General features: G+C 70.6%; 13 protein-coding genes. 3 read left to right on the top strand and 10 right to left on the bottom strand.

Annotation, left to right across the window (positions count from 1 at the left end):
• The coding region (locus L0H79_RS15415) for a toprim domain-containing protein (RefSeq protein WP_301485519.1) at nt 1-2,626 on the top strand (2,626 nt) is incomplete at its 5' end.
• 23 nt (nt 2,627-2,649) lie between these two features.
• On the opposite strand, the gene L0H79_RS15410 is transcribed toward L0H79_RS15415, so the two are convergent.
• The 4 genes from L0H79_RS15410 to L0H79_RS15395 all read right to left on the bottom strand — a co-directional run bounded on the left by L0H79_RS15410 (nt 2,650) and on the right by L0H79_RS15395 (nt 5,501).
• Nucleotides 2,650-3,303 carry a hypothetical protein gene (locus tag L0H79_RS15410; protein ID WP_301485518.1) on the bottom strand — a complete coding sequence of 218 codons (654 nt, stop codon included), beginning with the start codon at nt 3,301-3,303 and terminating at the stop codon, nt 2,650-2,652.
• Nucleotides 3,294-4,775: a type IV secretory system conjugative DNA transfer family protein gene (locus L0H79_RS15405; RefSeq protein ID WP_301485517.1), complete on the bottom strand. Its 1,482-nt coding sequence runs from the start codon at nt 4,773-4,775 to the stop codon at nt 3,294-3,296. Before L0H79_RS15405 ends, L0H79_RS15410 begins: the two co-directional genes overlap by 10 nt.
• On the bottom strand, nt 4,772-5,230 hold the full coding sequence (locus L0H79_RS15400; RefSeq protein WP_301485516.1) for a hypothetical protein: 459 nt from the start codon (nt 5,228-5,230) through the stop codon (nt 4,772-4,774). Before L0H79_RS15400 ends, L0H79_RS15405 begins: the two co-directional genes overlap by 4 nt.
• 145 nt (nt 5,231-5,375) lie before the next feature.
• The gene (locus L0H79_RS15395; protein ID WP_301485515.1) at nt 5,376-5,501 is read right to left on the bottom strand and encodes a hypothetical protein; all 126 of its coding nucleotides are present in this window, start codon (nt 5,499-5,501) and stop codon (nt 5,376-5,378) included.
• Between the two features lie 429 nt (nt 5,502-5,930).
• Here L0H79_RS15395 and L0H79_RS15390 point away from each other — a divergent pair, with 429 nt between their 5' ends.
• Nucleotides 5,931-6,227, top strand: a complete 297-nt coding sequence (locus L0H79_RS15390) for a helix-turn-helix transcriptional regulator (RefSeq protein ID WP_367652478.1) — start codon at nt 5,931-5,933, stop codon at nt 6,225-6,227.
• Nucleotides 6,228-6,365: 138 nt separating this feature from the next.
• Here L0H79_RS15390 and L0H79_RS15385 read toward each other — a convergent pair whose 3' ends face one another.
• From L0H79_RS15385 to L0H79_RS15370, 4 genes are all read right to left on the bottom strand, one after another.
• Nucleotides 6,366-6,638, bottom strand: coding sequence for a hypothetical protein (locus L0H79_RS15385; protein WP_301485514.1), 273 nt, complete (start codon nt 6,636-6,638; stop codon nt 6,366-6,368).
• A gap of 4 nt (nt 6,639-6,642) precedes the next feature.
• A complete protein-coding gene (locus tag L0H79_RS15380) occupies nt 6,643-7,095 on the bottom strand; it encodes a hypothetical protein (protein ID WP_301485513.1) in 453 nt (150 codons plus the stop codon).
• A gap of 153 nt (nt 7,096-7,248) precedes the next feature.
• Nucleotides 7,249-7,776 (bottom strand): hypothetical protein, encoded by a 528-nt coding sequence (locus L0H79_RS15375; RefSeq protein ID WP_301485512.1) that lies wholly within the window; start codon nt 7,774-7,776, stop codon nt 7,249-7,251.
• A gap of 134 nt (nt 7,777-7,910) precedes the next feature.
• A complete protein-coding gene (locus tag L0H79_RS15370; RefSeq protein ID WP_301485511.1) occupies nt 7,911-10,667 on the bottom strand; it encodes a tyrosinase family protein in 2,757 nt (918 codons plus the stop codon).
• A 476-nt stretch (nt 10,668-11,143) separates the two neighbouring features.
• Between L0H79_RS15370 and L0H79_RS15365 the strand changes: the two genes are divergently transcribed.
• Complete coding sequence (locus L0H79_RS15365) at nt 11,144-11,704, top strand: YcxB family protein (protein WP_301485510.1); 561 nt, start codon at nt 11,144-11,146, stop codon at nt 11,702-11,704.
• Between the two features lie 764 nt (nt 11,705-12,468).
• Here the strand turns inward: L0H79_RS15365 and L0H79_RS15360 are convergent.
• Together L0H79_RS15360 and L0H79_RS15355 are read right to left on the bottom strand one after the other, a co-directional pair.
• Nucleotides 12,469-13,185: a hypothetical protein gene (locus L0H79_RS15360; protein WP_301485509.1), complete on the bottom strand. Its 717-nt coding sequence runs from the start codon at nt 13,183-13,185 to the stop codon at nt 12,469-12,471.
• A 64-nt stretch (nt 13,186-13,249) separates the two neighbouring features.
• Nucleotides 13,250-13,466: hypothetical protein (locus tag L0H79_RS15355; RefSeq protein ID WP_301485508.1), on the bottom strand; the 217-nt coding region annotated here is incomplete at its 5' end.

Below are 13,466 nucleotides of genomic sequence, written 5' to 3'. Positions count from 1 at the left end.
CCCCACCTCCGCCAGCACCCTGCTGCGCGAGGCCGCCGACCCCGCCGTGCTGCTCGGGCAGGCCACCTCCCGGTACGTGGACGCGCTGTATGCCGCCGCCGAGGCCACGCTCGGAGCCGAGGCCGTCGCGTCGGTCGCGTCCACCGCGGACGCCCTGGTGTCCGGGGTGTGCGAGGAGGCGGCGTGGCCGACGCTGCGCGCGCACCTGCTCCTGCTCGGCGCGTCCGGGACCGACCCGGCCGGGGCGCTGCAGGCCGCTATCGAGGGCCGCGAGCTCGACACCGCGGGCGACCGGGCGGCCGTGCTCGACTGGCGCCTGGACGACTCCGGGCTGCGCAACGCCGACCGCGGGCCGCTGCCCTGGGTCCCGGCAGTCCCGACGAAGCTGGCGTCGGATCCGGTCTGGGGCAAGTACCTGACGCGCCGCGCCGATCGCGTCGACGACCGCGCCGCGCAGGCCCGAGCCGCGGCCAGCCAGGGCGAACCGCCGGCGGGGGCGACCGGGCGGGGGCGGCGCGTCGACGCCGCCTTGGCCGCAGAGGTCGACGTGTGGCGGGCCGCGATGCATGTCCCGGACGCGGACCGCAGGCCGACCGGGCCGCGGCAGCTCGCGAAGGCGGCGGCGCTCTGGCAGCGCGACCTCGACGTGCACCTGTCGGCCGGGCACACGCCCGCTATGGACGAGTGGGCACCGCTGCTGCGGCGGGTCGCGCCCGCAGTGACAGGCGACGAGTTCGCCCCGATCCTCGCTGAGCGGCTCGCCGCACTGTCCCGCGCCGGCGTCGACGCCAGAGCCCTGCTCGAGCGGGTGGCGGCGCAGGGAGCCCTGCCGGACGACCACGCGGGCGCCGCGCTGTGGTGGCGGATCAGCCACCACGTCGAGCCCGCGGTCGCCACGACGACGGACCAGTCGGGTGGGCTGGGCGCACCCTGGGTCGACCGGCTCTCCGCGCACGTCGGAGCCGACCGCGCCGTCGCCATTCAGTCCAGCGCGTGGTGGCCGGCCCTCGTCGCGGCCGTCGACCATGCGCTGGCGCGCGGCTCCCGGATCGACGACCTGCTCGATACCGCGGGACGCCACTTGGACGGCGTCGATGTCGATGAGTGCCACGCCATGGTCTGGCGCATCTCCGTCCTGGCCGAGCCGACTGCGCGCGGACATACGGACGACGGCGAGGAACTTGGGGCCCCGCCGGAGGACCTGCTCGTTGACGTCGAGCCGCCCGCCGACGCGCCGACGGCCGCGGAGTGGGAGGACTACCTCACCGGCCACGGCGAAGGACTGGAACCGCTGGCCGAGGACGGCTCGCCGCCGCTGGTGGTCGGGGCGCAGCTGCAGCTCGCAGCGCTGGTGCGCGACACGATGGGACCGCTCGACCCGTCCGAGACGGAGATCCAGCATCTGCTCGAGCGGGCGCACGAGTGGGACCAGTGCCCCGTCCCCCGCGAGCGGATGGTGGAGGTCAACGAGCTGAGCCTGGCGTTCTTCGAGGCGCGGTTCGAGCGCAGCTGGGCCCGTGACTACCTGACGGCCCGCTTCCAAGAGGACCTGGCCGGCCACGCCGGTTTGGGGGCCGACTACCGGCCCGGCTACGCCCCCGCCGGGTGGACCGGCCTCGTCGAGCACCTGCGCTCCTGCGGCGTCACCGACGCGGAGATGACCCTTACCGGGGTCGCCACGCTCGCCCGAACCGGGCGACTCATCGACCGGTTCCGCGACCGGGCCGTGCTGCCGATCATCGACGACGGGCACGTGCTCGGCTTCGTCGGCCGCCGCCACCCCCACCTGACCGACAGGGACAACGCGGGCCCGAAGTACCTCAACACGGCTGACACGCCCCTGTTCCACAAGGGCGCCCAGCTCTACGGTGTCCTCCCCCGCCTCCGGGATGCGGGGGCGGTCCCGGTGCTCGTCGAGGGCCCGATGGACGCCATCGCGGTCACCCTCGCCACCGGCGGCAGCCACGTGGGGGTCGCTCCGCTCGGCACCGCCCTGACCGAGGCGCAGGCGAGGCAGCTGGTCGGCCTGATCAGCGCAGCGGGCACCGGGCCGGTCGTCGCGACCGACGGAGACGTCGCCGGATGGATGGCGGCCGAGCGGGCGTACTGGCTGCTCGCCCAGCACGGCGCAGAGTCGCTCTCGGTGCGCCTCGACGAGGGGGCTGACCCGGCCCAGGTGCTTGCGACGGACGGCCCGGTAGGCCTGTCCGCGCTGCTGCGGATGCCGCGGCCGCTCGGGCAGGTCCTCCTCCACGAGCGGCTCGCAAACCTGCCCGGGCCGCAGGCTGTCGACGCGGCCGCGGCGATCGTCGCAGCACGACCGAGCGCCGTCTGGGAGCCGACGCTGGGCGACATCACCGCAGCGACCGGCGTCCGTCCGGGCGAGGTCCGGCGGGCTCTGCTCGCCGCCTCCCGGGCGTGGAACGCCGACCCCCGCCCGGTCGCGCAGCAGCAGCTGGGCGGCCTGCACGAGGTCCGGACCCGGATCGGACAGGGACCCGGGGAGCCAGCCCAGCGGCATACGGACACGGTGGCGTCCGAGCGGCACGCGGCGCAGGCCCACGGGGAGGAGCGCCGCACACCGGTGGGTGGCCCCGCCCGTTCGGGTGGGCGCCGGGGCCGCTGACCAACGTCCTTGGGCCCGTCAGGTCACCAGGTGTCGTTGTGGACCTCGCCGGTGTCGAGGTCGACGACGGAGAAGGCCCGTCGCGGAGTGGCGGCCTGCTGCTCGTCGAGGGTGTTGACGTCGGCGGTGAACGCCTCGGCTCGTTCGGCCCGGCTGGCTTGATCGGTGTGCCGGATGTGGCGGCCCTTGGCCGGCCAGGCCTGGTGGCCCTCGTCGCAGTGGTTCCGCAGGCGGGCGCGCATCCGGTCGAGGAAGCCGGGCAGCGTGGAGCGGTGCCAGTCCTCGAGCAGATCGCTGGTCAGGGCGGCGCCGGCGCGGCGGCGCTGGTCGGCCAGGACGGCGAGCTCGCGGATCAGGTGCGGATGGTGCGGCCAGCACGGCGGGATGACCGCGGCAGCGTCCCAGAGGTGCTCGTGGTTGACCCATTCGACGACGGCGTCGAGCCAGGCCCACACCTCGGCGCGCAGGTCGGGGTGGCGGCAGGTGGCCGGGTCCCACGGTCGCGGCAGCCGCGCCGGGTCACCGAGGGCACGGATCTGCTGCTCGCTGCCGGCTGCGAGGATGCTCAGCTCGCGGTAGGCGACCCGCATCAGTGGGCCCACCTCCGGGAAAGGCCGGACGAGGGAGCGGCCGGGGTCGCCGGTGCCGTCGGTTGCGGTTGGCGGGTTCAGCGCCACGAGTCGGTGCTCTCCGGGGCGAGGCCCCGCCGGCGTGCCTCGGCCAGCGCGTCGGCGACTCGAGCGGCCGGGGCGGGGGCGGTGCTGCGGGCGGTGGCCAACTGCTTGCGGGCCTGGGCTTGGTCGCGCAGCAGGCGCCGGCCGTCCTTGCCGTCGATGCAGCGGCTCAGGCGGGCGATGATCGGTCGCCCGTTCTCGGCGACCACCAGGGCGTGACGGTCGGGGATCTGGCGGATCTCCTCGGGGCGAAGGATCGGGATGTCCTCGCCGGAGGTGGACCGCCCGCCCCGGCTGCCGCCGCTGCCGCTCTGCCAGGTGGTGCGCCTGACACGGGTGGTGCCGACGAGATCGGAGACCTCCTGGTTGAACGCGACGTCCTTGGAGCCGCCGAAGATGACCAGCACGTTGCTCAGGCCGAACAGGGCCCTGGCTTCCTGCTCGCCGAAGATCGCGGCCAGCTGCCGCCAGGTCTGCGCGGCGTAGATGAACGAGATGCCGAGCGCGCGCTCGTTGGCCATCCGGGTGCGTAGGGTCGGCAGTGGTGCGGTGGAGGGCAGCTCGTCGAGGCAGGCGAGCATCGGCGGGCAGAGCCGTCCCCACGGGGACCGGTTGGCCAGGGCGAGGGCGGTGTCGAGGACGTGCTCCGCCAGCGCCGTCATCAGCGGCGACGCGGAGGCGTAGGGGTCCTCGCGGCCGAGCAGGTAGATCGTGCCGCGGGCCTCGATCAGCTGGGTGATGTCGGTGGCCGGGTGGCCCGGCCGGGGGACGCAGCGGCGGCGGATGTCCTCCTGGAAGAACAGGCTCATCGCCTGCTGGACGGTGGTGATCGTGTTGCCGGCGGTGCGGTCGTCGCCGTGCAGGGCGCCGTGGAGCAGGCCGTGCCAGAACGGTGCCGCGTGCGGGTGTTCTCGCAGGATCTCGGACGGCTGCGCGGCGGCGTGGGGGTTGGCGACCCAGCGCAGCACGTCCTCGAGCGTCCGGCCGGTCAGGGCTGCGGCGTGGAAGTAGGCCTGCAGCACCTTGGCGGCCTCGGCCGCGTAGAACCGGGCGGCGTCGTCGCCGTGGCCGACCTGGACGGCGCCCTTGACGGTGCCGGCGGTGAACGCCTTCGCGCGTCGTTCGGCGACCATCGGGTCGACGCACCCGTCGATCGGGTCCCACACGAGTTCCGGCACCCCGGGCGCGAGGCCGAACGGGTCGAGCACCACGCACGGCCGGCCGTCGCCGGAGCGGTCAGCGAGGGTCAGGAGCAGGTCGTCGAGCTTCGTGAGGGTCACCAGAGCAGCGCCGGGTGCCGCGAGCAGGGCGGGGGTGAGCAGGTCGAGGGTCTTGCCCGAGCCCTGAGGTCCGATGACCCCGGCGGTGCGATCCCATGGCACCCACAGGTCGCCGCCGCGCGGTTCGTGGGCTCGTCCGAGCGGCCAGCCGATCGCGGCCGGGTCGATGCGCCGGACGAGGGTGACGGTCTTCATGCCTGTCCCCGGCCCTTGCCGTACAGGTCGGGGCGGACGATCGCCGCGTGGCGGCGCAGCCTGGCCCGGCCGAGCAGCCGCTCCGCCTCCTGCCGGGTCGCCACGCCCTGAACCCTGGAGGGGCCCCAGAGTCGAAGGCCGGCCCTGATCCCGGCGGCTATCAGCCCGAGGATGGCCAGCTCGACGGCGGCGATGCAGACCCACAGCATGGTGGCCGGCGCGACCGTCGGGTGCGGCGCCGTCAAGCCAGCGCTGGCGTCGCTCTCAAGAAGGCCGGGGAGGCTGGTGAACAAGTCCGCCCGGTCTGGGAACTCCCACCAGCCGGCGCTGAGCAGGTTGGCGATCCCGCGGCCGAGGTGGGCGCCGACCACGAAGAGGAGAAGCGATCCGATGACGATCGCGAGGGGCACCTCCCACGGGGTGGGGTGAGGGTCGTGTCGACGAGCGCGCTGCATGGCCAAGCTCCCTTCCGTTCTTCTCCCCGGAAGGGGGCGGCACACGCGGCCACGGTCACCCGACAAGCGAGCAAAGCAGCCGTGTCACCGGCAGGACCACACACTCAGTGACCCGGGTCGAAACGGGTGGCGGGGCGAAGCGGTCCTACCGTGCGGGTCGCAACAGCGCCCCGTCCAGCCACTGCGTCACGACGACGGGGCTGCCCTGGTCGTCCACGACATAGGTCACGAGAGCCGACCACCCCTTGCTGCCCCTCCGCCACTCGACCACCAGCCCGGCATGAGCCATCTCGTCCCCCGGTGGCGCTATCCACCCAGCAGTGCCTGGCCCGCTGGGCTTGGCCCGCGGCCTCGGGCTGGGCTTGGCCCGCGGCCTTGGGCTCGGCTCCGGGCCCAGCAACGGGCCGATCCTTCAGGGGCACCCCTCCCCCGGACGGAGGTGTCATGCCGCCGGTCATCCCTCCATGGTGCCACGCACCAGAACACCTGTTCGAGTCCATCCTGACGCCGGCGACACGCGCCCGGTCGCGCCATGTGGTTCGCGAGTCGCCCCGTAGGCTTGCCGCAGCGCCGCAACGACACCCCCTGAGTCCAGCGGCGCATGACCGGCCCTCGTCGCCCCCCGATACGAGGGCCGGTCCCACTTCCCCGCCTGCGCGAAGGCACCAGGTCGTAAGGTCGCGTAGTGCAGGATGTCGCCGTGCCCATCGAACCCGAGCCCTTCGAAGAGGGCCTGCCCCACCGCTTCTTCACCCTCAAGCAGGTAGCGGCGATGCTCGCCACCAGTGAAGCCCAGGTGTACGCCTTGGTGCGGGCCGGCGACCTTCCCGCCATCAAGATCGGCGGCCGTGGCCAGTGGCGCGTCGAGAACCGGGAGCTCGACCAGTGGATCCAGGCGCAGTATCGCAGGACGCGCTTCCTCGACGAGGACGCATCGGACCCGGACGATCTCGGCGACCACGATGCAAAGCCATATCCGCGGTCACGCGTCGAGTAGAGAGAACTGACGCAGACGGTCTGGGTCGCACCTCGGGAGGTCTCACGACACGGGAGCCCGCGCGGGCGACCTGCGATGGAGTCGGCGCCGCGTGGGCTGGCCGAGCGACGCACGGGCCGGAACGCCGCCAGTGGACGCTCAAGCCCGGGCTGCCGCGACCAGGGCCAACAGTCGTCGGCCCCCGAGGATGGCGAACACCGCCCAAGGCAGCAAGGAGGCGAGGGAGAAGACGAGACCCGCAGTCCCGAAGTTCGACGGGACCGCCATCAGCACCGCCGCTGCCAATCCCCACACCGCCGTGGCCCTGCCGAGCACTCGGCTGCGATACAGCAACAGCGCCAGGACGAGCAGCGTCACCAGGTTGAAGAAGTAGTAGACGTCGAAGGCCGTGCCCTTCCACGTCGCGAGCATTCCGTCACCGACGTCCAGCAGCGCCTCCCGCCCCCGCAGTGTCGGCGGCCGCGTAGGAGTGCGCCAGCTGCAGCATCTCCACCGGGCGGGGCGAGGCCATGTACGCGGCCATCCCGAGCCCGCCGAACGCGAGGGCCAGCACCACGGCCGAGCGGCTCACCCGCCAGAGCACGACGGCCAGCGCGAAGTACAGCAGGTACGCCAAGAGGTTGCTGACCACGTAGAGCGCATCCAGCGCGATGAGCCCGAGCAGCGGGTTCTCGATCAACAGCTCGAACATCCCTTGCGCCCTGTCGGGCGGCGGCCACACCGTGAAGATCGCGACCTGGAGCACGATCATCGCCACACTGGCCAGGGCCGCCCAGGCCCCCGTGAGCACCAGCCCGGACCATTGGCGGACATCCGCCAGAAGGGTCTCGTCCGCGACATCGGATGCAGTCTTGTTGGGCGCCGACACGACATCATCGTCCTTCTAGGAGCCCCCGGCCAGCGGCTGGATGTCGCCAGCATCACCGGCCCGGGCACAGATCTCGATGCGTCCGTTTCGCGGCGGATTGACGCACCAGCCGTTACCAGCGGAGCGAACCGATCCGGCCTGGAGGAAGGCCGGTCACAAGCGGATGATTCGGCACGCCTTCGCCTCAAAGTCGGTCCGGGAACTCACCTCGTTCACGTCCCGTTCGGGCTTCCCACCTGAGCGGCCTGACCAGTGCAACACCTGCCCGGGCTTCAGGGCGGCGACGTCGGCCAGGGTGAAAGTCACCCCGCTCGCGGACACGGTGTTGTCCTTGGTCCAGCCGTAGAGGGTGTACTCCCGACCCGGCTCCAACGGCTCCACGGGCTTCGACGAGGTCCATCCGCCTTCGGGGGCGTTGAGCGACCATTCAGCGGTTGCCTCGACTGGAGGCTGCGCCTCCCACCGGCCGACCTCGACTGACGTGGGAACGGTGGCGCCACGCGAACTCACGTCGTAGTACAACGTGGTGCCGTCGATGCTCTCGTCGCAGACCCGCACATAGCCGACCAGGTTGCCGTCGACGTCGACACCGATACCTGCCAACGCCGCCACTGGGACCGTGCAGCTGCTGAGCAAGGCTGCCCCTACTACGGCGTGGGGCACGAACATCAGACGATGCATGGCAGTGACGTTAGGTCGTCGGACAGCTCGGCAGTCTCGACGGAGCGAACCGTTGCAGGATCGTCGTCAACCGCACCGTAAGAATGGTCGACTCGCGGCGGAGTGGGGCAAGTGCAACGACGGGCGAGCGTCAACTAGGAGCAGATCTCCTTCACGCACTCGCGGAGCCGGTCGAGGTCGACGCCGTACTCCAGCCAGCGCTTCTGCAGCTTGCGGGACACGGCCCCCTTTTCGACGAGACACTCGACCAGGCGGCACCAGTCCGCCCCGCGGTCGTGCCCGGAGTCGTAGCGGATGTCCGGGTCGGGGCGGTCACCGCCGGGCCAGACCGCCGCGGTGAGCAGCGCCTCGCGGGTGAACCGCGCCCCACGGAACGTCCCGCCCTCGGCTTGCACCGTGATGCGGTAGACCCCGGTCCCGGCCGCCTTGAGCCCCACCTCGTACACACCGCCGCCGGCCTCGGTCATGTCCGCGACGCTGCGCGAGCCGTCCGGATGGGTGACTTCGGCCCAGAGCCGCGCGCGGCCCTCGACTGGCACGCCGTACTCGCTCAGGACCGCGCGCACGTGGACCGTCGACCCGGGCGTGAACCCGCTCTGGGTCAGCGTGGTGTCCATGCGCAGGTTGCTCAGCGCGTGCACGCTGACGCAGTACGCCGCGCCGTTGGCGCGCAGGTCGGCGATCCGGGGGTCCTCATGCTCGTCGTGGTCTTTCGACACCCAGCGCTTGTAGGCCCGCTTGTCGATGTCCAGGACGGCGTACCAGGTGCCGACGTGGGCCGGGCCCGACGACGCCGGGACCGGAAGGTTCAGGCTCACCGTGGTGACCTCGTCCGCCCTCTCGAACTCGACGCCCGGGGTGCCTGCCGAGGCGTGGATGACCTCGCCGTCCGGAGTCTCCACGCTGACGTTCAGCACCGGCAGCAACTGCAGGGCGATCACGCGGGCGGTGATGTCGGCCTCGTTGAGCGTGAACGGGATCCGGACGCGCACGCCGGGCAGGACGTGCCCGGTCGGGTCCACGACGATCTGGTTGCGGCTCACGCCGGCCAAGATCTGGAGAAAGAACTTGCGCAGCCGGAACTGGTCGTCGAGGCTGGAGGACAGCACCCCGGAGAGCAGGAGCAGCCCGCCCGTCGAGCCGGCCAGCTGGGTGAGTGCCGCAGTGTTGACCTGGTTCTCGTTGCCCAGGCCGACGGCGAAGGTCCGGTCGTCGATGGACGCGGCGACGTCGTTGATCGTGGGGTTCCGGTTCTGGATCCCGTCGGTGAACACGATGATCGCCTTCTCCGAGTAGGCGCCGCTCGGCAGTGCGTTCAGCTCGGAGCGAGCCATCGCCAGTCCGGCGCCCACGGAGGTCGCCCCGTGCGCACCGTGGGCGGCGATGGCCCCGAGCGCCGTCCCGCGGGCCGGGTCCCCGAAGCCGTTGCTGTTGACCTTGGTGACCGGCATGCCGGGGAACGTCGGGTCGTTGGGCGGATAGGCCGCGTCGTCGAACCGCACCAGGCCGATGGCGTTGTCCTTCTGGAGCAGGTTCGCGAACAGGCCGGCGGCGTCTTTGAGCACCTGCAGCCTTGTCGCACCGCTGGTGCCGGCGGGGTCGGACATCGATCCGGACTGGTCGAGCGCGAGCTCGACCGCGACGGTCGGCCGCGGGGTTGTCGTGGCGAGCAGCTCGAACTCGAAGTCCTGGTCGCCGACGGTCACGGTCGTGTTCACCGGTCCGTGCGACTGCGGAGCGGTGCCGACCGCGCCGGCGGTGAACTCGAACCAGACCCGCACGTCGCGGTACTGGGTCGGGCCAGCCTTCGAGACCACATGCGGGGTGGCGACGCCGAACGGCGCCCCGGGCCCGGTGCCCGGCTTGACCTCCGCCTCGACGTCCCCACAAGTCCGGATCCGGAACGTCGCGGCACGCCAGGTGGTCTCCTGCTCGGGGACGCTGTTGAACACGACCTGGTAGCGGGAGGTGGCCACGTTGAGGTTGTTCTCTGCCTCCACCACATGGAAGTCGCTGCCGTTGGTGTCGTAGCACGGCGGTGAGACCACGGAGAGGTCGAAATAGTTGATCACCAACTGCTTCGTCACGTCCGACGCCCAAGGCTCGAGCCCGGTGCCGCCCGCCCACGGCTCGACGTTCTCGTTGGCCAGCGCGGCCAGCTGGGAGGCGTTGAACCCCGCGTACGCGGACCCCGGGGTGATTCGCTCCGGGTACGCCGGGTCGGTCTGCCACTGGGCCCACAGCCGGTCGACGTTGGCGTGGAGCAGGAACACGAACGGGTCGTGGAAGGAGTAGTGCGGATGGCTGATCGTTCCGCCGATGTAGCTGTGCGCCACGCTGTCGTGGGCGGACTTCAGAGCCGCGGCGAACGAGGCGAAGTCCGGGTTGTTCAGGATCGTGGCGTCGGAGGCCACCGCCGGCGTCCCGTCGGGGTTCGCCGCGGTCCCGCCCACGTCACGCCAGATCTTGGTGTGGCCGTTGCCGATCTCGGCGTCCTCGGTGGACTCGAAGTTGTTGAGCAGGTGGCTGACGTTCCCGGACGCGTTGTCCATGAAGCTCGGGGTGTACAGGGCGGCCCGGGACCCGGTGGCCACGCGGGGGTCGGTCGTCCAGTCCCAGTAGTGCAGTGACAGCTCGGGGTCGACCTCGCGCAACAAGGCCTCAAGGCGGTTCACGATGACGCGGTGCCACGGGATGAACGCAGGGCCGCTGTGTACGTCGACGCCGTTGAAGTGGGCGTTCTTGTGGATGTCCTCCTGCTTGTCCCAGTACGAGACGCCGTCCGGGAAGAACTTCGTGGTGTCGAGCTTGACGATGGCCGCGATGAAGCGATCCCGCTCGAGGGTGCTGATCTTGCTGATGTCGCGTCGGATGCCGTCTCCCAGCGCCATGACGCACTTCCTTCCTCTGGGCCCGCGTCTCAGGCCCCATGTCGGTAGGAGCGCCCAGGGTGCGCCGGTGATACGCCGAAGGCTGCCCCTGCGCCAGGCCCGCCGCCACTGCGGGAGCGCGCAGAGCCACCGAGCGAGTTGTCGCAGGGGGCCCCGTGGAGGCTGCCGTACCGGTCCATTGCAGGGGGTCCACGGAAGAACGCGCTCTTGTTGGTACGACCGTCATCACCGGAGTCCGGCAGACAGCCCCATCTGGGCACTGCGACGCGACCCGGGGCGCGCTACGCGGCGGTGTGACGCGGCCACAAGAGGCTCTCGCTCGCGGTGCCGCCGGCAGCATCCTGCCGTCCAGCGCCATGGCTCTCCGATGCAGGCCAACTCACCTGCCCTTGCTGAACCGGGATGGCCCCGATCACGCGCCCTTGCCGATCTATAGGGTGGGCCCGCAGCCACGGTGAACGACGGAGGAGGTCTGTATGGCCCCGCACTCCGACGTCGAGGGGCATCACCTCGAATATGTGTTGACCTGCGAGGACTACGTCGCCTTCAACGTGCATGCCGCGACGACGCTGGCGGAGACCCGCAGACAGCTCTTCCAGTATCGGGTCGGCGGCGCGCTCGGACTGGCCCTGCTCGTCGTCATTCTTGACGTGACGACGCGGGGCGATGGCCTGGCGTGGGCCCTTGTCTTGGCCGCCATCCCCGCAGCGCTGTGGTGGGGGCTGTCTCCCCAGCTAATGCAGCGGTCCATGCGGCGCACTCTTGCCCGCATCGCCGACACGTCCGGCTTGGGGCACGTCGGCCCGACGTCGCTGCGACTGGACGCTCGCGGTGTGCATGAAGAGTGCGGAGGTGTGGCAACCAGCGCCGAATGGGCGGAAATTCTGCGGGTCGACGAAACCGCGGAGCACGGCTTCATCTTCATCGGCCCCATGGCGGCCTTCATCGTGCCCAAGACAATCGGGATCCAGGCCGACGCCTTCTTGTCGACCCTCCGCGCTCGCCTGTCGTCGGAGCAGGAACGCCCCGCACGATGAGATGAATCATCGGCCGTGCAGTCCCCGATCGACTCGGGTCCGGGCGCCGCCGCGCCACGCAGGCTCCTGGCTTCAAGCGCTAGCGAGGGTTGGACGCCCTCCATCCCGCAGGTCGCCGGTCGTAGTGCGCGAACTCTGTTCCCATATCCCGTTCTCTTGACGCCGACAGTGTCCGGAACTGCCCAGCTGTCGCACGAGCCATCGGCAGCGGCGGTGATCCGAACGACATCGCCCTCGCCATGGCAGCCGGCAGTAACGAAGCGACGTTCAACACTCTCTTCGCGCTCATCGGTGAGGAGGGCCTCGATGCCCTGGGACGACGTGAGAGCAGGCGATGCACCTAACCTGCCTTCATGACGTCCCCATGGTCAGGCCCCTCAGGCGACGAGTTTGCTCGATTGGTGAGAGAACGCCTGCGTGGCATTCCCGGGGTGACGACAGAGGTGCGGCCGATCGACCCCGCTGTAGCTACGCCGGCGTCCTTTCTGGTGGACGTGGAGTGGCCGGGGGGCGGGGGCGTCTTGTGCGAAGTCGCAGACTCGATCAACGGAGTGCGTGTCCTGGATGCCGACGCCGAAGACGTCAACATCGAGACTGCTTTGCGGTACATACAGGCCAGAGCTGCGGGTACCTCTCGGACAGCCGCGTGGAGCTACGCAGAGGGATGAGCCGTTCTTCATCCATCCGCTGATCTGCCGCCGTGAAGTGGTCGACTCGCGGCGGTGTGACGCGGGTCCGAGCCGGGCGACTCGCGGCATGAGCGGTCACGCCGTCGGCACACCGAGTGGACGGAATAGAGGCTCGCGGGCCCAAGCCTGAATCGCTGCATGGTTCGGGCTGGGCACGGCATCGAGGTCCGGCCCGCCGGGGCTTGCATCCGACCAGAGCTGCGCAAACCAGTCGGCTTCGTCTAGCGCATCCCAGTTTCCGCGGATGAACGCGACAAGTTCGAACCTGCGGGACGGATCAGCGACGTGCTGGGCCAAGTACGCGAGGGCAAGGGCGACCTCGGACTGCCCGTGTGCCCGACGCTTTCGTCGCAGCACCGACCGTAGGTACGCGAAGACTTGCTTCCAGGCGTTGTCATCGCCACCGCCCGTGCCGGCGAGACCGATAACCGCGTATCTCTTCACGGCTGCATCAGACGCGGCCAAACCTGCGAGTAGATCCGGCGTGGCCTGGGTGCCCACCCTCTTCGCCAGCGCGAGGAGTGACGCACAACGCAAGTCCCGACTGCCGGGGCCGGATACGCGGATGGCTCGCCGAAGGGCGTCGTCCCCCGCAGCTCCCGTGAGGTCGCCCAGGTGGGCGGCGATGACCACCTTGCCGAATGCGAGGTCGTTGGACTCGTCAAGCATCTGCGCAAGGAGTGGATCTGCGTGGTCGTCGATGTAGGCATCTCGGACCGCTCGCGCGCGGTGTGCGATTCGCCGACTGCTGAACGCGGTGAAGATGGCTTCGTGGTGGCACGTGTCGCTCACGCACGCAGCATGCCCGACGCCGCGTCGCCCCGCACTCTCATCGGCATTATGTGGGTGATCGGTGTCAAGAGGCTTCGGTGGTGTCGAGGCTGGTGATGAGGTTGTCGTAGATCTCGGTGCGTCGGGTTTGGCCTTTGGCGCAGGCGTCGGCGCGTTGGGCCAGCAGGGTGGGGCGGAACTCGATGGTGGTCTGGAAGAACGTGCAGGACTCGCAGATGTTCTCGTATGGAGTGTTCCCGATTTTTTGGACAGGCAGATTAGGCTGCCAATTCGCTGATGTC

Origin of the sequence: Intrasporangium sp. (assembly GCF_030452765.1) — a bacterium.
In the GTDB taxonomy this organism is placed as follows: Bacteria; Actinomycetota; Actinomycetes; order Actinomycetales; family Dermatophilaceae; genus Intrasporangium_A.
This window is presented reverse-complemented; position numbering and strand designations above follow the sequence as displayed.

Excerpts from the sequence above, each read along its gene's own strand:
- L0H79_RS15370 (WP_301485511.1), bottom strand. The coding sequence starts at position 10,667 with ATGGCGCTGGGAGACGGCATCCGACGCGACATCAGCAAGATCAGCACC.
- L0H79_RS15365 (WP_301485510.1), top strand. The coding sequence starts at position 11,144 with ATGGCCCCGCACTCCGACGTCGAGGGGCATCACCTCGAATATGTGTTG.
- L0H79_RS15400 (WP_301485516.1), bottom strand. The coding sequence starts at position 5,230 with ATGCAGCGCGCTCGTCGACACGACCCTCACCCCACCCCGTGGGAGGTG.
- L0H79_RS15405 (WP_301485517.1), bottom strand. The coding sequence starts at position 4,775 with ATGAAGACCGTCACCCTCGTCCGGCGCATCGACCCGGCCGCGATCGGC.
- L0H79_RS15385 (WP_301485514.1), bottom strand. The coding sequence starts at position 6,638 with ATGCTCGCGACGTGGAAGGGCACGGCCTTCGACGTCTACTACTTCTTC.
- L0H79_RS15375 (WP_301485512.1), bottom strand. The coding sequence starts at position 7,776 with ATGCATCGTCTGATGTTCGTGCCCCACGCCGTAGTAGGGGCAGCCTTG.